The organism is Collinsella sp. AF38-3AC (genome assembly GCF_003474365.1).
Taxonomy (GTDB): Bacteria; Actinomycetota; Coriobacteriia; order Coriobacteriales; family Coriobacteriaceae; genus Collinsella.
In genome coordinates, this window is the sequence record NZ_QROM01000004.1 from 87,615 (window position 1) to 107,925 (window position 20,311).

Annotated in this window: 17 protein-coding genes and 1 tRNA gene; 8 read left to right on the top strand and 10 right to left on the bottom strand. The window is 60.8% G+C overall.

The genetic code is table 11. The annotated features are described in order from the left end of the window. Window positions 1–66 precede the first annotated feature (66 nt). The 5 genes from DW029_RS04105 to DW029_RS04125 all read right to left on the bottom strand — a co-directional run bounded on the left by DW029_RS04105 (window position 67) and on the right by DW029_RS04125 (window position 5,792). The gene (locus tag DW029_RS04105) at window positions 67–1,089 is read right to left on the bottom strand and encodes a DMT family transporter (protein WP_199582528.1); all 1,023 of its coding nucleotides are present in this window, start codon (window positions 1,087–1,089) and stop codon (window positions 67–69) included. A gap of 439 nt (window positions 1,090–1,528) precedes the next feature. Next, window positions 1,529–1,801 carry a hypothetical protein gene (locus DW029_RS04110; protein WP_199582531.1) on the bottom strand — a complete coding sequence of 91 codons (273 nt, stop codon included), beginning with the start codon at window positions 1,799–1,801 and terminating at the stop codon, window positions 1,529–1,531. 384 nt (window positions 1,802–2,185) lie between these two features. Next, on the bottom strand, window positions 2,186–3,091 hold the full coding sequence (locus DW029_RS04115) for a TVP38/TMEM64 family protein (RefSeq protein WP_233543794.1): 906 nt from the start codon (window positions 3,089–3,091) through the stop codon (window positions 2,186–2,188). A gap of 182 nt (window positions 3,092–3,273) precedes the next feature. Next, complete coding sequence (locus DW029_RS04120) at window positions 3,274–5,061, bottom strand: HAMP domain-containing sensor histidine kinase (RefSeq protein ID WP_233543795.1); 1,788 nt, start codon at window positions 5,059–5,061, stop codon at window positions 3,274–3,276. Continuing rightward, window positions 5,058–5,792 carry a response regulator transcription factor gene (locus tag DW029_RS04125; RefSeq protein WP_118345358.1) on the bottom strand — a complete coding sequence of 245 codons (735 nt, stop codon included), beginning with the start codon at window positions 5,790–5,792 and terminating at the stop codon, window positions 5,058–5,060. The genes DW029_RS04120 and DW029_RS04125 overlap by 4 nt, the downstream gene beginning before the upstream one ends. Window positions 5,793–6,051: 259 nt before the next feature. On the opposite strand from DW029_RS04125, the gene DW029_RS04130 reads away from it, so the two are divergent. Both DW029_RS04130 and DW029_RS04140 read left to right on the top strand, forming a co-directional pair. Then, a tRNA-Val gene (locus tag DW029_RS04130) sits at window positions 6,052–6,126 on the top strand. Window positions 6,127–6,442: 316 nt separating this feature from the next. Further along, entirely contained in the window at window positions 6,443–7,129 is a 687-nt protein-coding gene (locus tag DW029_RS04140; RefSeq protein ID WP_118093930.1) for a DUF5710 domain-containing protein, read from the top strand. A gap of 445 nt (window positions 7,130–7,574) precedes the next feature. On the opposite strand, the gene DW029_RS04150 is transcribed toward DW029_RS04140, so the two are convergent. Next, the gene (locus DW029_RS04150; RefSeq protein WP_118345360.1) at window positions 7,575–8,657 is read right to left on the bottom strand and encodes an HNH endonuclease; all 1,083 of its coding nucleotides are present in this window, start codon (window positions 8,655–8,657) and stop codon (window positions 7,575–7,577) included. A 215-nt stretch (window positions 8,658–8,872) separates the two neighbouring features. On the opposite strand from DW029_RS04150, the gene DW029_RS04155 reads away from it, so the two are divergent. Then, on the top strand, window positions 8,873–9,364 hold the full coding sequence (locus DW029_RS04155) for a hypothetical protein (RefSeq protein ID WP_118345361.1): 492 nt from the start codon (window positions 8,873–8,875) through the stop codon (window positions 9,362–9,364). Window positions 9,365–9,464: 100 nt separating this feature from the next. Here DW029_RS04155 and DW029_RS04160 read toward each other — a convergent pair whose 3' ends face one another. Beyond that, the gene (locus DW029_RS04160; RefSeq protein WP_118345362.1) at window positions 9,465–10,931 is read right to left on the bottom strand and encodes an ATP-binding protein; all 1,467 of its coding nucleotides are present in this window, start codon (window positions 10,929–10,931) and stop codon (window positions 9,465–9,467) included. A 534-nt stretch (window positions 10,932–11,465) separates the two neighbouring features. Between DW029_RS04160 and DW029_RS04165 the strand changes: the two genes are divergently transcribed. The 4 genes from DW029_RS04165 to DW029_RS04180 all read left to right on the top strand — a co-directional run bounded on the left by DW029_RS04165 (window position 11,466) and on the right by DW029_RS04180 (window position 16,133). After that, window positions 11,466–14,513 carry an insulinase family protein gene (locus DW029_RS04165; RefSeq protein ID WP_118345363.1) on the top strand — a complete coding sequence of 1,016 codons (3,048 nt, stop codon included), beginning with the start codon at window positions 11,466–11,468 and terminating at the stop codon, window positions 14,511–14,513. A 316-nt stretch (window positions 14,514–14,829) separates the two neighbouring features. Further along, a complete protein-coding gene (locus DW029_RS11850; RefSeq protein WP_118345364.1) occupies window positions 14,830–15,093 on the top strand; it encodes a type II toxin-antitoxin system HicA family toxin in 264 nt (87 codons plus the stop codon). Next, window positions 15,086–15,415, top strand: coding sequence for a type II toxin-antitoxin system HicB family antitoxin (locus DW029_RS04175; protein WP_022094981.1), 330 nt, complete (start codon window positions 15,086–15,088; stop codon window positions 15,413–15,415). The genes DW029_RS11850 and DW029_RS04175 overlap by 8 nt, the downstream gene beginning before the upstream one ends. Window positions 15,416–15,536: 121 nt before the next feature. After that, on the top strand, window positions 15,537–16,133 hold the full coding sequence (locus tag DW029_RS04180; RefSeq protein WP_118345365.1) for a 5-formyltetrahydrofolate cyclo-ligase: 597 nt from the start codon (window positions 15,537–15,539) through the stop codon (window positions 16,131–16,133). Window positions 16,134–16,175: 42 nt separating this feature from the next. Here the strand turns inward: DW029_RS04180 and metA are convergent, their stop codons facing one another. Then, a complete protein-coding gene (gene metA / locus DW029_RS04185) occupies window positions 16,176–17,102 on the bottom strand; it encodes a homoserine O-succinyltransferase (protein ID WP_118345366.1) in 927 nt (308 codons plus the stop codon). A 229-nt stretch (window positions 17,103–17,331) separates the two neighbouring features. Between metA and DW029_RS04190 the strand changes: the two genes are divergently transcribed. Further along, entirely contained in the window at window positions 17,332–18,309 is a 978-nt protein-coding gene (locus DW029_RS04190) for an L-lactate dehydrogenase (protein WP_118345367.1), read from the top strand. Between the two features lie 131 nt (window positions 18,310–18,440). Here the strand turns inward: DW029_RS04190 and DW029_RS04195 are convergent, their stop codons facing one another. Together DW029_RS04195 and DW029_RS04200 are read right to left on the bottom strand one after the other, a co-directional pair. Continuing rightward, a complete protein-coding gene (locus tag DW029_RS04195; protein ID WP_118345368.1) occupies window positions 18,441–19,409 on the bottom strand; it encodes an SIS domain-containing protein in 969 nt (322 codons plus the stop codon). Between the two features lie 144 nt (window positions 19,410–19,553). Further along, complete coding sequence (locus tag DW029_RS04200) at window positions 19,554–20,309, bottom strand: GntR family transcriptional regulator (protein ID WP_117735444.1); 756 nt, start codon at window positions 20,307–20,309, stop codon at window positions 19,554–19,556. Between the last annotated feature and the right edge of the window lie 2 nt (window positions 20,310–20,311).

Sequence of the window (20,311 nt, forward strand, 5' to 3'; positions counted from 1 at the left end):
TAGACAAAGGCGCGCCGCCAAAGCAACGCGCCGCCAGCCTATTATCCTTTAAAGCAACCGCAGGGGCTACACCGTGAGGAACATCATCACGATGATCATGGCAAAGCCGATAAGGTCGGTCGGCAAAAACACCGTGCCCAGCATAACGGCGCTGGTGATGGTCGCCGAAACCGGCTCCACAGTTCCGATGAGGCTCGCACGTACCGAGCCGATGTCCTTAACGCCCTGCATATAGAGCATGTAAGCAAAAAACGAGCCGATAACCACGAACACCGCGAGCGCCTCGACGCCGGCAGCGTCGAGCGCCGGCATATGCGCCCAAGGCTGCACGAAGAAACACGAGACCACGCCCGCCGTGAGCATTGCCGAGCCCGTGACGGTAGGGCTGCCGTATTCGGGCAGGATCTTGGCGGGAATCACCGCCATGCATGTAGCGCTGACCGCACACATGAGACCCGCGATCAGGCCGAGCGGCGAGATATTCAGGCTGGTGGGGTCGCCACCGGTGGCGATTAAAAAGGTGCCACCCAGAGCCAGACCGATGCCGATGACTTCGCGAGTACGCGGCATGCGGCGATCGGTCACGCAGGTGTAGCCCATGATGATAACGAGCTGCAGGCACTGGAGCACCGTCGCGGTTCCGGCGTTCGTCAGACGCACGGCCGAAAGATAGCAAAACTGATTGAACAGCAGGCCAAAGGCGGTAAAGAGCAGCAGCTGCCTGCGATCGGCGGCTGTGGTCCAGAGCTTAATCAGGCGCTCGCGGTCGCGCGTAACAACCACGGCCATAAAGAGTAGACCGGCGAGAATCTGGCGCACGCTCATAAGCCACAAGGTGTCGACGTGATAGGTATCGAACAGAAAACTCGCGCTGGTGCCCGAGAAGCCCCAAAACGAACCGCCCACCAGCGTAGCCAAGACGCCCATGATCAACTTGCGCGTCGAAGCGCTGTTCAGGCGGTCGCGCCATGCACGGCGGGTGCTGCGGCTGAGCTCGTCGGTGCCCTCGGGCACATCAATGTTCGATATATCGGTCATCGGCACCGAAGCTCCTGCGCCTTCGACCTGCTCGACGCACTCTTTGCTCATTCCACTCCCCCGAAACAGCCTGGAAACAATTCGGCTTACCTTACCACGGCGAAGGCACCAGCCGGAGGCTTGTCCGCTTATCGGTAGGACAATTCCGCAGGCGTCTTTCCATAGCTCGGTACCGCAATGGCCTTGCATTATGCGACAGTCAAATCGCGGCAGCAGGCTCTTTTGAAATGGATATGACAAAGCCCCCGAATTCCACAATGCAAGGGTTGATTTCCGATCTCAGCCGAACACATTGAGCAGATAGGCCGTTCCCGCACCTAGCCGAACGCCCCCGCGGCCCCTCCCGGGGCCCGGGGGCGCCGTTTTCCCAGTTGAAGGAACGGTGGAGATGTGTTTCGATGGGTCCGGTGGCCATGCTCCGCCCGCCGCCCGGCGCCTCTTCCCAGACTCAGCCGGACGGTCGGTTCCGTCTATTCCGTTTTCCCTTAGGCTAGGACAGCGGGGCATCGCCCCTTTCCGCGCGCGCCCGCGCGATGAGCCCCGGCGTCAGGTCGAGCTCGCCGATGGGCACGTCCTCCACGCCGTACGCATCCAGCAGCGCCTCCGCGTCGGCGCCGAGCATCGCCCGGAAGGCGCGGGCGGGCGTCGCGAAGCCGAGCGCGCCGCGCAGCTCGGAGTTCACGTGCGACATCGCCAACGACAGGTCCGCCGGGGCCAGCCGGTCGAACCTGAGGCCGCGGCCCTTGGGGGCTGCTCGAAGCAAAAACGAACGATCCCACGGACCTCGCGCGCGCCGTCGAGCTCATCGAGATCGGCGGGGGCATCGACGCGTGTCGTGATCTCGCACTCAAGCTCGCGCAAGAGGCGCAAGACACCAGCCGTGCGCTCGCCGAGAACGGCGTCATTTCGCACAACGCCGCTGACCTGCTCTGCTCCATGGCCGATTTCTTCATCAATCGGAGCGTATAGCGGAGTCGCAAGCGCGTAAACCCTCGAAACCTCCCCCAGCAGTGCATTTTGCTCGCGTTTCCGCAAGATTTCGATTTCAGAATGCACATGTTGGGGAGGTTTTGGATTGCTGTGGCGACCGGCGGTCCGATGTAGCCGCAAAAGGCCCATCAGCCGCCGTACATCCTCGCCGGCCGCCTCAGCTCGCCTTGGCACGCAGGCGACGATACAGCAAGCCGCCCAACGCCACGCACAGCAGTGACACGGCAACGACGACACCAACCACCAGCCAGTTTCCGCTGCCCGCAGCGGATGCCGCGGCCGTCGAAGTCACAATGGAGGGAATGCGCCCAAACGTTGCGATGAGCACCACGGGGGCGAAGCGCATCTTGGTGAGGCCGGCGAAATACGTCAAGAAGTCCTTCGGGGTTCCCGGGATCAAGAAAATCACCAGCATGACCAGCTCGAGTCGCTTCGCATTATTGAGCCACGAAAACCGGTCGAGAAGGCTGCGGTCGAAGAAGAGGCCAACCAGGCTCCAGCCCCATCGACGCGTCGCCCAATAAATCGCCGACGTCGCCAGCCCCGAGGCGACGAGACACAGCGCCGTCCCCTCCCAGAAGCCAAACGCGTAACCACTCGCCAGCTCCACAGGCTCGCCGGGCAAAAAGGCCAAGAAGATCTGAGTGACGTTGATTCCAAGCATGACGAGACGACTTATCACGCTGTGGTCGGTGACGAACGACCGAACCGCCTGAGGGTCTGCAAGCCATGCCAAGATCCCCGGAAGATATTCCCAGCATGCAGTCGCGAGGATCGCGGCCGAGGCCGCAAGCGCCAAAAGCACGCGACGGCGCAGGATTCGACGGCGGGCATCGAGGCCATCGTCCTCTGCGACGGCCTCGGCCGACATTGCCGCAGCGGTCGCGAATGAGGGGGCGTTTGCGGTCCGCGCGCCGGCAGAAGAGGCGTCGTCCAGCGCGTCATGAGCGCCCGCGACTCGATTGCGAAGCTCGCTCAAAGCGCTTACGTCAAGACGGCGAGCGGCGCCCCCGCAAGAAACCTGATCGGAATACCCTTCGGCTTCGGGCTGCATCCTCATCATCGCGTTACCTCCTTGTGTACCTGACAAGGACAGTTTCGCAACTTGGTGTCTATGTTTTGTCTACCAGCAATGACAATTCAGTAAGCCTTACGTTAAGGTAAGTCATTCTTAAGGTAATAGCAGGTAACTGGTTCGCCGACGGCTCGATGAGCCCGGCGACGCCCGCGCAGCGCGCGCCCTCGTCACAACTCCCCCGTTTCGTCCCCATCGCCGCCCGTGCTAAACGTCGCCGTCACACGTGCCCCGCCGGTCGAACCATTCCCTAACTCAAGCGCTCCCCCGTGTAAACCGCACAAAATGCTCGACACATTCAAGCCCAGCCCAAAATGCTCGGCAGATTTGTTCTCGCTAAAGAACGGATCGCACCCGCGCCGCAGGGCTTCGGGCGTAAAGCCCGGACCATCATCGGCAACGCTCAGAGCCAACCTGCCCTCGCGAACAGAAATCTCAACCTCGATGACGCCCTTCGCATGGCCGCACGCATTGCTCAAAAGGTTGTCGAGGACCTCTTCGACCAGGGGTAGGTCGATGTAGACCATGTCGGGACGGGCGCCATCTTCACCCTCGTCGATTGCAACCCTCAACGCGAGCCCTTCCCCGCGCGCCGCAACAACCTCGTTCGCATGCGACTCGAGCTCATCCATAAGAGACCGCGACGCCAGCGGCTTGCGGTCTACAGGCCGATCTTCGAGCTTGCTCAGCCCTCCCATCTCCGTTGCGTACCGCTCCAAACGCACCACCTGGGCCGACAGGGCATCCAACGAACCAACATCGAGCTCATCGCCGCGACGCAGGCGCATCTGCGCCATCTCGACCGTCCCCTTGAGCACCGTGATCGGCGTTCGGAGGTCGTGCGCAAACGCCGCATTGAGCTGACGCCGCCCTTCGGCGGTGCGCCACAGCTCGCGCTGGGCATCGAGCAGCGACGCCCTCATATTCTCCAGCGTCTCAGACAGGCGACCAAGTTCTTTGCCCCGCACGCGCTCGATCGAGAAATCCAAATCCTGACCGGCGATGCGCCCCGCGGCGCTCGCCAGCTCCCCCAAGGGCCCGGCGATGTGAACGCGGTAGAAGTGCTTGAACGTGAGCCAACCCAGGCCGCCGTACGCCAAAACGGGCACAAGCCCCGTCGCAAGCGTGAGGACCCAAGGCATCGGACCATCGGGAGGCGGTGAAGCCGCATAATAGGCAGTGTTCGAGACGAGCCCTTCGCCAAACGTCTCCTCAAGATCGGCTCCCGTCATGTTTTCAAACAGCTCCACGCTCTGCGCGCGGCCCGCGCGGCTCAACGCGTCATAGCGGGCGAGGTTCTCCGCCGGAATCGTGCTGTTCACCTCGAGGATCTCCTCCTGCGGATAACCCTCGTTGTAATTGAGCCCCCAGTCGTAGAGGTGCACCTGGCCGCTACGAACCATGTCGACGGTCGCGTACAGCGTGCTGATGGTGCGCCCGCCCTCCGGCACGTAATCGCTACCAGTCCCCCAATCGCCCGTCGCAATGAAGACCGCGTACGGCCCATCGCCTGGCAAGTTGAGCTCGGATGCGGGAAGCAGCTGCTGAGAGGTGGGGTCGTAGATGTATGGGCCCGAATCGATCACGCCGTGCTCGGTCAAACCGTTATCGAGCGTCACCTCAAGTTCGTAATATCCATTATTCCAAGCCGCGAGCACCTCGATGGCACTCAGCGCAAGCACCGTGGCCACAACAAGATAGGCGACCAGATACGCCGTGAAGATCACGCCCAACGGCCGCAGGCTCCACCAGGTACGCAGGCGCTCTTTTCGCGGCAGACGTTTCAGCTGTTCGCGCTCAAGCTCGCGGGCCGCGCGTCGCTCGGCGCGGCGAGCTGCGCGGCGGTCGCGCCTGCGGACAGAACCGCCATTGTCCCGACAACCGTCCTCGCAAGCGACAACTCGGCCGTCTTCGTGAGGCGCATGGCGCCCGCGTGGGCCCTTACCAAAACCTGTCACTTTGCCACCCACTTGTAGCCCACGCCCCATACCGTTGCGATCGGATCGTCCGCGATCCCCGCCGACGTAAACTTGTTGCGAATGCGGCGAATGTGCTCGCGCACCTGCGACGGGTCACCCGCGGCGTCCCATCCCCACACGCGCTCGTAAATCACATCGCGGTCAAACACCTGGCCAGGGCGCTTGCTCAACAGGGCGATGATGTCGAACTCGAGCTTGGTCAAGTCGACGGTCACCGCGTTCGAATCGCCCCCGGCGGACGAATCCCGATTACCACCCGCACCGTGAACCTCAACGATGCGTTGAGCGTAATCGATGGTCATCTCGCCAAAAAAGCGGACGGCGCCGTCGCTTTGCCGATCGCGAGCCCTTCCCTCGCGCGCCATGTGCGCCGCCACGCGACGACCCAGGACCTCGAGAGAAAAAGGCTTGAGCACGTAGTCGTCGGCACCCGCCGCAAAACCATCAAGCTGGTCCATATCCTCAACGCGCGCCGTTAGAAAGATGATCGGGCAGCTCACATGCTTCCGCACGCGGCGGCAGACCTCGAAGCCGTCCATCCCCGGCATGTTTACATCGAGCAGCATGATATCGGGGGCGGGGCCAGAAGAAGCCGCCGCCAGGGCCGACGGCCCATCATGGGCAACCGAAACCTCGTAGCCCTCCATGTAGAAAAACTCCGCGAGCATATTTGCGATATCAGCCTCATCATCTACGACCAGCATGTTCATTGTCGGCCCCCATACTACTCAAACAACGGCACACGCCTCGTGCAATCGTGCGCAAGACGGCGAAGCCAGCACATACTTCCCTGAAACCTTGCCACAAACCTGTCTACGCTTTGTCGATAATTTGACCGCAAACGGTCACCTGCAGGCGGCGAGCGGCTTTTTCTCACCAGACCACAATGCAAGCGATTTTTAAAAATGTTCTTGCCACCGAGTTCAGGCTCCGTTATATTATCCCTTGCGCACTTGCGCACCCTTGATCGGGCGTTTAGCTCAGGGGGAGAGCGCTTCCCTGACACGGAAGAGGTCAGAAGTTCAAATCTTCTAACGCCCACCAAATGTTCACAGCTCAGAGGCTATGTCTCTGGGCTGTTTTGTTTTATGTCGCCAAATCCGCTGGCAGCTCCAACCATCATCGCAACGTAGCATCAATTCACCTGACGAATGGCTGCCAAATAAATACAATACCCCAACATCAACAATAGCCAGGCACAAAACTGCGCCGCAAACTGCTCCAACCGCCCAATAGCCACCGAGGCCGAGACCAACGCGTCTCGAACCCATCCGAACCGCAACTTCTCAGCAAAACGCCGCGATGTCTGCGCTCTGCGGTATCCTTGAGCCACTTGCACCTGCAGCACCAAGGAGCCGCCATGCGCACCGAGCTCGATGTTCCCTTTTCGCACAAAGAAGAAGCCAAGGCGCTGGGCGCCAAATGGGACCGAACCAAGAAGATCTGGTATGTACCTAGCGGCGTCAACCCCGAACCCTTTGCCGAGTGGCTGCCCGGTGTTGACCGATCCGACCTCTCGGCGCCGTATATATATCTAGTACTGGGCAAGCGCGAGTGCTGGAAGTGTCACAAAGAGACCTCGGTCGCGGCCTTCGGCATTCCCTATCGAACCGATAACGACGAGAGCATCGCCATCGCGCACGCACCCAACGAAGCCGGGCACATTGCCATCGACACGGCCAACGCCAACGCACTCGCCATCGTGCCCGCTCTTGGCTGCGCGCCGGGCGAGATCCGCGACTACCTTCATAAGCGCTGCGGCTACAAGCCCGTGGGCGCGCGAGCCTCCAAAGCCCCGTCGCTCGGCAACACGTGCACCAGTTGCGATGCGCTGCAAGGCAGCCGCTATCTGTTCGAGGAGCCCTCATCCCCGTTTGCCCTCACTGCCATCAACAAGCTGCCGGCACTGGAGTTTGTGCGCGTCGAAGTTGCCGGCGTCTTTGGCGTCCCGGCTACGCGCACTGACTTTGACCAGGCGCTCTTTACCTGGGCACGTGACCATCACGCCGAGTTCCACAAGCAACTCGGTGAGGGGATTTATTTGTAGGGACGGAGAGGCCTTCACAGCCAGCTCCTCCGCATCACCTATCCCTCGTCGCCGGCGTCGTACACGATATCGAGGCCACAAACAGGGCATTTCTCCGGGTACACCGGCATATGAACGCCTGTCCGTTTTCTCACTTCGTCACTGAGTCTGTCGCGCGCATCGATGAACCGAATGTCGAGACACGGTATTTGCGAGCCGCAACAAGGACAGGCGACGACAAACGACCCGCAATCAACTTCTACGCTCGGAAACATATTGTTGTCGATAAGGGCACGCGGCAGTTTTCCGTACTTCCCCATCACGACATCGCCTCGCCAGCTCACGCTCGCTCCCTTCCCGTAATTGAAACCAGGAAGAGCATGCACCAGCAAGTGCGCGCGAAATTGCATCGCCACGCGATCCGATCAAACAACACGATCTTAAAAGACCACCAAAGCCAAATACGCTAATACGGCAGAATCCCCGCCTTTTCACGCTTCCTTTCCGAGCGATCGAACTCAATGCGATGGGCCTCAAGAAACGCCGTATTGGGTCGCCACTGACGCTCATTCGGCTGCCTTAGCGTCGCACCTGCAAAGGAAGCGTAGTCGGTCTTATCCAGCAGGTACGATCCGCACAGCCGATATTCACCGCAAACAGGCTCAAACGAAATCAGATGAGCATCAAATAGGGAATGTAAGTCGCGCCGAAGCAGAATGCCATTGCTGGCAACTTGCGATTTAGGGCCCGAGTAATTCTCGATATGTGCAGCCTCCAGAGCTTCGCTGACGCCGCAGTCCGACACCGCGCAACGGCCGTCATAGGCGGCAACGAGCTGCTTGCGGAACCATTGTTGCCCCAGTCGCTCGCGCCTTAACGCATAGCGAACTTTTTCGTCATCGGTCGCATCCCGTCCGGCAAACTCAATGTCGACTGGCATGTGCTTCAGATAGCTCATGTCGGACGCAAAACGAGGGTCAGGCCCGCCTTTATGAACGGGACCATGCAGAACAAACCAGCCGTTTTCGGGCTCGAACCGTTCAACAAACGCAAGGCCAAGCACCTTATAGCCCACCTCAGTTGCAAATATGACTCCAACTGGAACGCCACATTCCATGCAGTTGAGCATTTTCCGGTTATAGTCTTGGTCTCGAGAACCAACGGTGCCCGGCGCTTGAACCGAATACTTAATGACCCACGTGCCGTCATCCAAATAGAGCGGAGGAACATCGGTATAGAAACTCTTTTTAGAGTTATGAACCGAGAGCGCAAAGATCTTATCGGGATCTTGCTTCACCCGATCCTGGCCCGGCCAGAAGATCCCTGAATCCCGCGTTACGGGAAAGAAGTCCGAGCCAATTCTCAAACGATACTGATATTGAGGGCTATCTTCCTTGGTGTGGTGCGGAAGGCTGGTCCAAACGCCGCCGCGCTGCTCCTCACCCAGAAACCACTCCCATGCCTCAACGTATTCGGAAGGCACGAGACTGCAGGCACGGTCATAGCTTGGTCCATCCATCAACGGAACAGCAAGGTCAAAGTCGTTCATCGCCAGCACCTACAACCATACGAACACGAGTCATGCCCTTCAATAATATGGCCGAGAGTCAATTATTACGAGATCTCATTCCGCAATCGGCACATCGTTGATGCTCTCGGTTTGCCGCTGGCGCGCCCGCGCCCCACTACCCCACTCCCCTGTATACTGATGTAGCACGTGTTTCGTCCGGGCTTGCTGGGCCGGATTGTTCATGGGAGGGTCTTATGGCTGCTTCGAATCCGCCTAAGGGGAGCGTTTCTTCTTCGCCCATCAAGCCGGTGACGCGCAAGGCCGTGCGTTGCCAGCGCGAGGTCGCTTGGCTTGTCACGCAGGCGGCGGGCAGGATTGTGGCGACCACTCAGGACGTCAATGCGCCTACGCCGAGCTTTGTGTTAGCGGCGGCGCTGGATTTTGTGCGCCAATTGGAGCTTGCCGCACAGGATGTCAGCGGCCACCTCGACTACCAGAATGTTATGGCACCCGACCTGTTGACCTTTTGCCGCATGGCCAAGTTGCCCGCCGCACCCAATGCGCTTTCGGACGCAGGCTATATGTTTACGCTTTCGGGCGCGGACCTTATCCGCGACATCTATGCATACTGCAGCGAGCTCGCCGAGCGCCACGTCTTTGACGCGGCAGAAGTCAAACCGGGATATGTCATCAAACTGGTTCTTAGGCTGTTCTTGATGGGCGGGTTCGGGGCCATGCCGGCGTAAGCCGAGTCTTTAGCATCACCGTCGACTGGGCAACAACTGCTTTACCCTGGTGGGCGCCAATCGAGAGTCGATTAATGGGTCGCCTCGTCCACTAACGCATTTATTCCACGCGCTCTGACAGTCGATATTTGCGGTTGCGGCTTGTCGACGGCGCCGTCGGCTCAAGCTCACCCTGCGCAATGAGTGCATTGACGCGTGCCCTAACCTGGGAAACCGTGAGTCCCGTGCGCTCCGCCAGTTCGCGCGTCCCCAATTCGCCGTAGCGCTTGAGTGCCGTCATAATCAAGTCCCCGCCATGATCGACCGGCTCAACCTTTGAACGGTAAAGTACGACCTTGAACCGATCGAACCCCGGGCAGAACAGGGGATCGGCCAGACCATGCGCGCGCATGGCATCGATCATCATCGGGATGCCCGAGCCATTTCCCTCAGCCGGCGAGCCTGCGCCATCCGGCAGTGGAACAATCGACATGAGTTTCACGAGCGTTGCATTACGACATCGGGAGCTGCCGTCAAACAAGTTCTCGCGAGTCTTCCCTCCATAAAGGCCGCCGGGATTCGTCACCTCGATACGGTCGTCAAAAACGTCGACGGCGATCGATTGCCCACAGAACCGATCCCCGTATTCCCTGTGGATAACCGCGTTGGCGACTGCCTCGCGCAGGACCTCCTCGGGAATCTCCAGCGAGTCGATACGCGAGATGCCTTGGACGGTCGAGGTGCGGCGCAGGTTTTTGGCGACAGCCGCGACGGCATCCGAGATCATTTCGCCCAACGTTCCCTCGCAGATCGTACGGTCCATGAACCTCAACGACCCCGCCGCGCCCTTCTGCGTTCCGGCATAGACCGCCACATCGATAAAGAGCTTGGGATAGAACTGCTGAGGATAGGCACCCGCGGCCAGGAGCCCGGCCTTAGTAACATTGCCCTGGGAGTCGAGGAAATTCAGGCGCTCCAGCTTCGTTTTCTTGTCCGGCGCGCCGCGCATTGCACGGGGTGTCAGCGAGAAAGCACGCTCTATCGTGCGGTCGACCAGGGCCTCGTCAAGATCGCCTGCGACCGCGCCGGGTACTGCATCGCGATCACTGGGGCTCGTCCGTTCATACGATGACAAGGACAGGACCTCAGTCGACGAAAGCGGGACATCTTTGTCATCGATGCGTTTGTAGCTGCCGCCTTGAGCGCCCCGCTCTATGACATAACAAGGCTTGCTCGACGGGTCGAGCTCCTCAATCGCGATGACCAGAACCACGGTGCCCTGAAGCTCCACGCGTTCAATGGTGTATTTGGGCGGATTGGCCAGTTTTCCGCGGCCGCCGGCATCACCCATGCCCGCTACGAATTGGTTGAGCACCTTCTCGGTCTCAAAGTTCTCAACCGGGACAAAGCCCGCGCGCTCGCTCACGCCGAGCACGATAATTCCGCCAGCGGTATTCGCGAATGCACTAACCGTTTCCCATACGTCGCGGGAAAGCGTCGTGGCGCTCTCCTTGACCTCGACGTTAAGATCGTCCGAGCCCATGCGCCTTAAAGACTCGAGCAGACCGGTCAGCTCGTTTTCGTTCATCTGCATGTCCTTTCGCTCGATCCTGCGGGTGTACCCCAGACGGACACTTCTCATCTCTCGGTTATCTCTCATAAGTATCTCTCATCTTTCTGTTATCTCTCATATTAAAGATGAGTGAGAGATGAGAGATAGGATGTCTGCTAGTTGCTTCATTTAAACATGTTTTTGCTGGTAGAACAATCGATATTGAAACAATATCACGATTGCTTTTTCTCTATTCTGTTCAGTTATCTCTTATAATTATCTCTCGTCTTTCTGTTATCTCTCGTATTAGAGATGAGTGAGAGACGAGAGATACGTGAGCGTGGATTTTTGGACGGTCGGAAAATGAACGTGGATATTTGGACGGTTTTTGGGCGTTTTGAGGCTAATTCCGTCCGAAAAACCACTGTCATTTGGCGGGCGTCCGAATTTCCACGCTCGTGTGTCCGAAAATCCACGCTCATCCGGCAGATTGGTCGAGGGCCCCATATGGGTATACTCTCGAGGATTCGACTCGATTCGCCCCCGCTGGGGCGTCAAAGGAGACTGCATATGCCCACCACCTCAACTGACCCTCGCGCCGCTGCTGCCGCGCTGCTGGTGCCCGGTACCACCTGCCACGGTTTTGCCGTCGAGCGCTGCGAGACCGTGCCCGAGCTCGACTCGGACGCTTACGTGCTGCGCCACACCGCCTCGGGCGCTCGCCTGCTGTACCTGGCATGCGACGACGAAAACAAGGCCTTTGCCATTGGCTTTAAGACGCCGCCGGCCGATTCCACCGGCGTGTTCCACATTCTTGAGCACTCGGTGCTGTGCGGATCGGCCAAGTTTCCCGTCAAGGAGCCGTTTGTCGACCTGATCAAGAGCTCCATGCAGACGTTCCTCAACGCCATGACCTACCCCGACAAGACCATCTACCCCGTCGCCACCACCAACGAGCAGGACCTGTACAACCTGATGGACGTGTACCTGGACGCGGTGTTCAACCCAGCCATCTATACCAAGCCCACCATTTTTGAGCAGGAGGGCTGGCACTACGAGTTGGACCTGCCGGAGAGCGTCGAGGACGAGGGCGACGGCGGCTCCGCGAGCCTGCGCGAGGGCACGCTGCGCTATAACGGCGTGGTGTTCAACGAGATGAAGGGTGCGCTGTCCGACCCCATGAGCGTGCTGGACGACGCCGTCAACGCCGCGCTCTATCCCGACACCGCCTATGCGCACGAGAGTGGCGGCGACCCGCGCGCGATTCCCGCACTCACCTACGAGCAGTTCCTGGACACGCACGCGCGCCACTACAATCCTTCCAACTCCTACATCACGCTCTACGGCGACCTGGACGTGGACCGCGCCCTGGCCTTTTTGGACGAGCGCTATCTGTCGCAGCCGAGTGCCGCGAGCCGCCGCATGGACGCAGCCGTTGCCGCCGGCGAGGACCCGTCCGCGCTGGCGCCCAATCCGCTGGGCGTACAGGCGCCTGTGACCTGCGAGTACAAGCGCATCGAGATGGCTACCACGCCCGAGAACGCCCTGGTGGGCCTGGGTCTTGTGCTGGGCAGCGCGCTCGACCGCAAGCGCACGATCGCGGCGGACATCCTGTTCGAGGCGCTGCTGGGCTCCAACGAGGCACCAGTTAAGAAGGCCATTCTGGCCGCCGGCCTGGGCGGCAACGTGGTGAGCTACACCGCGGCCGAGAGCCTGCAGCCCTACGAGCTCATCATGCTGCAAAACGCGCAGCCCGGCGTGGCGCGCGAGCTGCGTCGCGTGTTCCAAGACGCTTGCCGCGACCTGTGCGAGCATGGCGTTCCGCGCGGGCGCCTGGAAGCCATCATCAGCAGCAACGAGTACGACCTGCGCCAGCGCGACTACGGTATCGCCGACGGCGTGGCCATTGCGTGCGACGCGCTGAGCACCTGGCTCTACGATGACAACGCCGCGACGCTGGCGCTCAAGTACGGCCCGGTGTACGAGGAGCTGCGCGGCGAGCTGGACGGTAGCTACTTTGAGGACCTGCTGCGCGAGCTGGTGCTGGAAAACGACCACATGGCGCTCGTCGAGCTGGTGCCGGTGGACGCCGCCGAGGGCGCAGAGGGTGCCGAGGCCGCCGAGCTGGCAGCCAAGCGCGATGCCATGACCGATGCCGAGCTGGCCGACGTGGTCGAGCGCACGGCCGCGCTGCGTGCCGCGCAGGAGGCAGAAGACACGCCCGAGGCCAAGGCCACGCTGCCGCGCCTGCGCGTGTCCGACATTGGCGAGGCGCGCCCCGAGCCGCCGCTGGTCGTAGACACGACCGCGCCCATCCCCTGCCTGCGCCACGGCATCCCCACCAACCGCCTGGCCTACGCCATGCAGTATTTCGACCTGAGCTGCGTCGCGTTTGAGGACCTGCCCTATGTGACACTGCTCTGCCGCCTGCTTAAGCAGCTGCCCACGCGCGAGCACTCGGCCGAGGAGCTCGATAATCTCATCGCCGGCAAGCTGGGCTTTTTGAGCTTTACGACCGATGTCATGACGCAGCCCGACGTGGACGGCGTGCGCCCCTACCTGCTGGTAAGCGCCGGCGCCCTGTCCGAGAAGATCGATGCGCTGGCAAACCTGCCGCGCGAGGTGTGGTCGAGCACGCTGCTGCTCGATGCCGACGCCGATCGCGTGCGCGACGTGCTCACGCAGATTCGCATTGGGCTTGAGCAGGGCTTTATCAACAACGGCCACTCGGCAGCACTCGGTCGCGCGATGAGTTACAGCTCGCCTTCGGCCGTGGTGCGCGAACAGCTCTCGGGCGTGGACTTCTACCTGTTCTTGCGTGATCTGCTCGAACACTTTGACGAGCGCTTGGATAGCCTGCGCGCCAAGTTTGCCGAGCTGGCGGGCCGCATCTTTGTGGCCGATGGCTGCCTGGCGAGCTTTACCGGCAGCGACGAGGACTTTAACGCGTACTGGGCCGCCGCGGGCGACCTGGGGTTGAGCGCGGACGCTGGCGGCGGCGCTGCCGGCCGCGACGCGCTCGTGGTGCCGGTGCCGCGCGACCGCCACGAGGCCTTTGTCATCCCCAGCGACATCTGCTTTGCGGCAAGCGCGTGCGACCCGCGTCGTCTGGGCATCGACGTGACGGGCGCCTGGGCGGTTGCCGCCAACGCGCTCTCCTACGATTACCTGTGGAACGAGATCCGCGTAAAGGGCGGCGCGTACGGCTGCGGATTCCGCGCGGCCGGCGAGCGCCAGGCGGCGTTCTACACCTACCGCGACCCGGCAATCGATCCCTCGATTGAGCGCGTGGCGCGCGCGGGAGAATGGCTCGGCAGCTTTGAACCCGACGAGTCCGCCTTTGAGGGCTTTATCGTGAGCTGCGTGAGCGGCATGGACGCGCCGGTGAAGCCCTACGCGCTCACCAAACGCCGCAACACGACTTACCTGGCCGGCCTCGATCCCGACGCGCGCGAGAAGCGCCGCGCCCAGATGCTCGCCGCCACGCCCGGTGAACTGCGCTCGCTCGGCGCCGATGTGACGCGCATCGCAGCCGAGTCGCCGACCTGCGTCTTTGGCGGCCGAGACGTCATCGCCAAGAGCAACGCCGACTTTAACGTCGTCGACCTGATGGGCTAACGCACGGCAAAGGTAGATTTTTGGGGCATGTCTGAAAATCTACCTTTTTTCTGCGGTTTGAGCGGGGCGGCGCAGCCCACCGCGGCGGTTTGTCTCAATCTGTAACATTTAGGTCCAATTTTGCCGAGTTACTGTTACAGATTGAGACAAACCGCCGCAGACGCCCACTCCACAGCACAGACCACCACAAAGGTGCCTGTCTCCTTCCTCAGTTGTGATTCGAACACTTGTTCTATACGCACACATGTTCTATAGTAGAGGTGCTTGCATCAAACTGAAATTGCAACTAGAATATAGTTGCAGAATGTGAGGCGGGATGACTCGATCCGATAAACTCATCGCCCAGCTGCTTAGCTGTCCTTCAACGTATAGATTCGCTGACTTTCTTAAAGTTATGGCTTCATATGGCTTTGAAATGGACAGCAAAGGCAAGACATCCGGATCGCGCGTTCGCTTCTACAGGCCATCAGATGGCAGGATGATCGTAATGCACACGCCTCATCCATCTGACGAATTGACAGCGGGGACCATTCGAAACATCGTTCGCTTTCTGCAAGATGTCGGAGGTAGTCATGAGTAACGTTTTGGCATACAAGGGTTATTTCGCCCCAGTCGAGTTCGATGCCGAACAGCATGTGCTAACAGGTATGGTCGCCGGCATTAGGGACGCAATCGTATTTGAAGGCTCCACGGCTGAAGAAGTGGAGCAATGCTTCCACGACGCCGTCGACGATTACCTTGAGTTTTGCGCCGAGAAGGGCAAGGAACCCGAGCGGGCTTTTAAGGGCTCGTTCAACGTAAGAACGGGCTCTGAGCTCCACAAGCAAGCAGCGCTGGCGGCGGCAAAGAAGGGTGAGTCACTCAATAAGTTTGTGACTGAAGCGATCGCTGCGGCGCTGTGAAGCCAACGTCGAGTCGAAGCCGCCACAAAGGGCGCCTTTGCGGCGGCTTCGACGTTTGCCCAGATAAAACCTGCCAAAATAAACCTGTCCCTTTTTGGTAGGTTTGGGAGAGGGAGCTGGGATGGATAAGGCTGAGTTGCGACGGGCGGTGATTTCCCGGCGCGATGCTCTTGATTTGGATGTGCGTGCGGCAAAGTCCGCCGTTATCTGTACGCGGCTGGTTGAGCTGTTGGATCGCTCGGATGCCGCGGTGCCGCACACCGTTGCCATCTATGCCGCGATGGGTTCCGAGGTCAACCCTGCCGCGTTTGCCGCTGCGGTCGCCGCGCGCGGCTGGCGCGTGGCCTATCCGTGCATGCTCTCGGCAATTAATGCCGCAGCTTGTGGCCAGCGCATGTGCATGCGAGCAGTTGCCGCCGACGATGCGTTCGCGGCTCCGTTTATCGCCCACCCCGCGCGGGCCTTCGCGGCCACGGACATCGACAGCGACCGCTTCCCCATCGTGCCTGCCGAAGCACTCGACATGATTGTTGTGCCGCTCGTGGCCTTCGATCAAACCGGCGCGCGTCTGGGCTACGGCGGCGGTTGCTACGACCGCTACCTGCCCATGCTCTCACCCGCATGCCAAATCATCGGCATCGCCTTTGATGAACAACGCATCAACCACGTCCCCACCGATGCCCACGACCTGCCGCTGCCCAACATCATCAGCGCCTAATCGCCGCCACATCAGCCACGGCTACAGCAGTACCATCGCAGTCTAGTGCTCCTCGCCGGCGCGGGCCAGGTCGTAGGGCGTGGTCTGGTAGACGTAGTAGTTGAGCCAGTTGGTGTAGAGCAGCTGAGCCTGGCTGCGCCAGACGTTGCGCGGCTCGGCGGTGGGGTCGTCGCCCGGGAAGTAATGTGCCGGCACCTCGGGATCAAGCCCGCGCTTCACGTCGCGCTCGTACTCCAGACGCAGCGTGTCGGTATCGTACTCGGGGTGGCCAAATACAAAGAAGCGGCGACTGTCGGTCGACTTGACGATGTACAGGCCCACCTCGTCGGACACGGCAACGACCTCAAGCTGCGGCTCGGCTTCCACGTCCTCGCGGCGCACATCGGTATTGCGCGAATGCACGGCATAGAAACGGTCGTCAAAGCCGCGGACCAGCGGACTCTGCGGCTTCACCAGATAATGCTCAAAGACGCCACTCGCCTTTGCCGGCAGATCGTGCTTCTGGATACCGTAATGATGGTAGAGCCCCGCCTGTGCGCCCCAGCAAATGTGCAGCGTAGAGTGCACGTGCGTGGTAGACCAATCCATGATCTGGCAGAGCTCGAGCCAGTAGTCGACCTCTTCGAACGGCATCTGCTCCACCGGCGCGCCCGTGATGATCAGGCCGTCGTAGTGGATATCGCGGATGTCGTCGAACGTGCGGTAGAACGTCTCCAGGTGGCCGGCGCTCACGTGCGTGGCCTCGTGCGTCTTGGTGCGCAGCAGGTCCACCTCCACCTGCAGCGGCGTGTTGGAGAGCTTACGCATGATCTGCGTCTCGGTGGCGATCTTGGTGGGCATGAGGTTGAGGATGAGCACGCGCAGCGGACGGATGTCCTGGTGCAGCGCGCGGTACTCGGTCATGACAAAGATGTTCTCACTCTCGAGCTGCGCGGCGGCAGGGAGGGCGTCGGGAATGCGAATGGGCATGGAAGCTCCTAACGAGTCAGTTGCAGCTATGGTACAACGAGCGACCCCATCCGCGCGAGCACATCGCCCAGCGGTAGATTTTCGGGTAGGTCCCAAAAATCTACCCTCCAACGCCGCAAAAGAAGAAATTAAGGCATGTCCCAAAAAACTACTGCACTTTAGTCTAGCAAAGTGGCAACAGGACGCTACAATGGTTCGACGCGAAAAACTCGGCCGGAAGGATACGTATATGTACCAGACGCGTAAGATCGGTGTGGTCGGCCAGGGCCACGTAGGAGCACACGTTGCCAACAGCCTGCTTATGCAGGGCATTGCCGACGAGCTGTACCTGTGCGATATCAACGAGGCCAAGGTGACGTCCGAGGTCCAGGACCTGCGCGACTCCCTTTCGTTTGTCCCGTACAACACCAAGATCGTCAACTGCTACGACCACTACGAGGAGCTGGCCTGCTGCGACGTCATCGTCAATGCCGCCGGCAAGGTCGCGCTGGCCGCTGGCAGCCGCGACGGCGAGCTGTTCTTTACCACCGACGCCGCGCGCACCTTTGCCAAGCGCATCGTCGACGCCGGCTTTGACGGCATCTTCGTGAGCATCTCCAACCCCTGCGACGTCGTGTGCACCGAGCTGTGGCACCTGACCGGCTACGATCCCAAGAAGATCATCGGCTCGGGCTGCGGCCTGGATTCCGCCCGCCTGCGCACCGAGATCTCCAAGAAGATCGGCGTGAGCCCCAAGTCCATCGACGCCTACATGATCGGCGAGCACGGCTTTAGCCAGCTTGCCGCCTTTAAGGCCGCAACCATCGCCGGCAAGAGCCTCACCGAGCTTCAGGCCGAAAACCCCGACAAGTACGCCTTCGACCACATGGAGATCGAGGAGCTCGCGCGCAAGGGCGGCTATGTGACCTACGCCGGCAAGCAGTGCACCGAGTACGCCGTCGCCAACTCCGCCGCGCGCGTCTGCGCCGCCGTTCTGCACAACGAGCACGCCGTGCTTTCGGCCTCTACGCTTATGACCGGCCAGTATGGCGAGGAAGGCATCTTTACCTCCCTGCCGTGCGTGATCGGTGCCGAGGGCGTCGAGGAGGTCTACACGCTCGACCTTTCCGAGCACGAGCTCGAAGGCTTCCACAAGAGCTGCCAGCACATCCGTGACAACATTGCCCAGCTCGACTGGTGGGATGCCGAGGCCTACGACGCCAAGTAGGTCGTCGGTTGACGCGATACCCCCACGCATGGACGCAATGCAGAGCGGGCCGCGCCGGAAATCCCCGGTGCGGCCCGCTATTTACGCACGCTGTTCGCTTGCGAATCGAAGGTGAATACTTTTCCCGGTACCTAGTACTGCTCGACACCCATATAGCGACGAACCTTGGGGCTGTGGTCGAACACCTTGCCGCGGGCGGCGCGCAGCTCGCAGCTCATCGCGTAGAAGAAGATCGGCTCCAGGAACGAACGCACGCTGGCCGGCACCTCGCCCACGCCGTACTCGAGCGCATCGAGCACCATGACCGTATCGGTATGCGTGTTGAGGAATGCGAGCGCGCGCTCCTCCATGGGACGGCACTCGCCCGATCCGAGCTGCACAAAGTAGAACACGCCGGGCTCGGTGGCCTCGAAGGGGCCGTGGAAGTACTCGCCGGAGTGGATGTAGCAGCAGTGCTGCCACTGCATCTCCATGAGCGAGCAGATGGCCATAGCGTAGGTCTGGCTAAAGTTGGGGCCGGAACCCAGGATGTAGAAGAACTTGTGCTGCTGGCAGAGCTCGGCAAAGCGGTCGCCCAGCTCCGCGTTGACCTTCTCGCGGGCGGCGGGCAGCAGCGCGTCCATCTGCTTAAGGCCGGCATACATGTCGGCGAGCGCCTCGTAGCCTTCCTGCTGATCGAGCAGCTCGGCAGCCATCAGAACGCCGATGCCCTGCGGGACCTCGGCCTGCGACTCGCCCTTGCCCCACGGATAGACCCAGGTGGTCCACTTGCCGTTGTCGATCTTGGAACCCGCATAGTCGGTCATAGCCACGACCTCGGCACCGGCAGCCAGCGCCATCTCGCAACCGTCGACGACCTCCTGCGTGTTGCCGCTGTGGCTGCAGGCGACGACGAGCGACTTCGGCCCCAGGCTCTTGGGGGCCATCAGGCAAAACTCGCGCGCGGTGTAGACCGTCGAGGCAAACGTGGTGGCCTCGCGCTTGAGCAGCTCGTTGGCCGGCATCAGGTCGATCATCGAACCGCCACAGGCGATCCAAAAGACGTTCTCGATCTTACCTTTGCGCTCGATAATTTCCTGAATCAGATCGTGTGCGTTCACCGTGACGCTCCTCCTTGTGTGGCGGCTTTGAACGACGACAGCTCGTACCTGCGATCGTTCTATGTTGTCCTATTTATAACATGCGAACTGTCACAGGTGAAGTCGTTTCAGCAAATTTGTTCTATGTTGTTCTGTCTATGGGCGTTAGATGTCAAACAAGTAGCGCGAGCCCACGATCTTTTGGCGCCCGAGCAGCAGGGGCCGCCCGTCCGCATCGGTAAAGTACGCCTCCATATAGAAGAGCGGCTCGCCAACCGGCACCTCCAGCAGCGGGGCCGCCTGAGCATCGGCAAGCGCAATCTCCACGGTGCAGGGGTCGGACTTGAGCGGTGCGCGGCCCGAATGCTCGGCAACGAACGCAAAGATCGAGTTATCGGCGAGGTCCTTATCGGCCAACGTCTGCAGGTAGGGATGATCGGCCAGCACAAAGGCGTTGTTCTCGAGCATGACGGGCACGCCATCTGCCGTGCGCACGCGCTCGACCACGATAAGCTCGCAGCCGGGCTCCACGCCAAAAAAAGCCGCGTCCTCGCGCGTCGCCGCGACCACCGTGCGCGACACCAAGCGTGCTCCGGCCACCATGTCGTTGGCGGCGCAGCCCTCGGTAAAGCTCTGGACATCGCCTTTCTGGCGAATCTTGCGTTTGAGCTTGGGGGCGCACACAAAGGTGCCCCTCCCCTGTTGGCGGTTGAGATACCCCGCACGCGACAGCTCCTCAATGGCGCGGCGCACGGTAATGCGCCCCACGCCGTAGGACTTCGCAAGCTCCATCTCGGAAGGAATGCGCGAGCCGGGCGCGTACACGCCGCGCGCGATCTCGCCCTTTAGGTCGTCCATGACCTGCTGGTACAGCGGCACGGCGGACACGTCGGCACGCTCGGTTTTATCGTCAGTTGCCATCG

What these genes read in the sequence shown, in the direction of transcription:
- DW029_RS04175 (WP_022094981.1), top strand. Translation starts at nt 15,086, where the DNA reads ATGAGTAACGTTTTGGCATACAAGGGTTATTTCGCCCCAGTCGAGTTC.
- DW029_RS04105 (WP_199582528.1), bottom strand. Translation starts at nt 1,089, where the DNA reads ATGAGCAAAGAGTGCGTCGAGCAGGTCGAAGGCGCAGGAGCTTCGGTG.
- metA (WP_118345366.1), bottom strand. Translation starts at nt 17,102, where the DNA reads ATGCCCATTCGCATTCCCGACGCCCTCCCTGCCGCCGCGCAGCTCGAG.
- DW029_RS04115 (WP_233543794.1), bottom strand. Translation starts at nt 3,091, where the DNA reads ATGATGAGGATGCAGCCCGAAGCCGAAGGGTATTCCGATCAGGTTTCT.
- DW029_RS04150 (WP_118345360.1), bottom strand. Translation starts at nt 8,657, where the DNA reads ATGAACGACTTTGACCTTGCTGTTCCGTTGATGGATGGACCAAGCTAT.
- DW029_RS04140 (WP_118093930.1), top strand. Translation starts at nt 6,443, where the DNA reads ATGCGCACCGAGCTCGATGTTCCCTTTTCGCACAAAGAAGAAGCCAAG.
- DW029_RS04180 (WP_118345365.1), top strand. Translation starts at nt 15,537, where the DNA reads ATGGATAAGGCTGAGTTGCGACGGGCGGTGATTTCCCGGCGCGATGCT.
- DW029_RS11850 (WP_118345364.1), top strand. Translation starts at nt 14,830, where the DNA reads ATGACTCGATCCGATAAACTCATCGCCCAGCTGCTTAGCTGTCCTTCA.
- DW029_RS04190 (WP_118345367.1), top strand. Translation starts at nt 17,332, where the DNA reads ATGTACCAGACGCGTAAGATCGGTGTGGTCGGCCAGGGCCACGTAGGA.
- DW029_RS04155 (WP_118345361.1), top strand. Translation starts at nt 8,873, where the DNA reads ATGGCTGCTTCGAATCCGCCTAAGGGGAGCGTTTCTTCTTCGCCCATC.
- DW029_RS04160 (WP_118345362.1), bottom strand. Translation starts at nt 10,931, where the DNA reads ATGAACGAAAACGAGCTGACCGGTCTGCTCGAGTCTTTAAGGCGCATG.
- DW029_RS04125 (WP_118345358.1), bottom strand. Translation starts at nt 5,792, where the DNA reads ATGAACATGCTGGTCGTAGATGATGAGGCTGATATCGCAAATATGCTC.
- DW029_RS04165 (WP_118345363.1), top strand. Translation starts at nt 11,466, where the DNA reads ATGCCCACCACCTCAACTGACCCTCGCGCCGCTGCTGCCGCGCTGCTG.
- DW029_RS04200 (WP_117735444.1), bottom strand. Translation starts at nt 20,309, where the DNA reads ATGGCAACTGACGATAAAACCGAGCGTGCCGACGTGTCCGCCGTGCCG.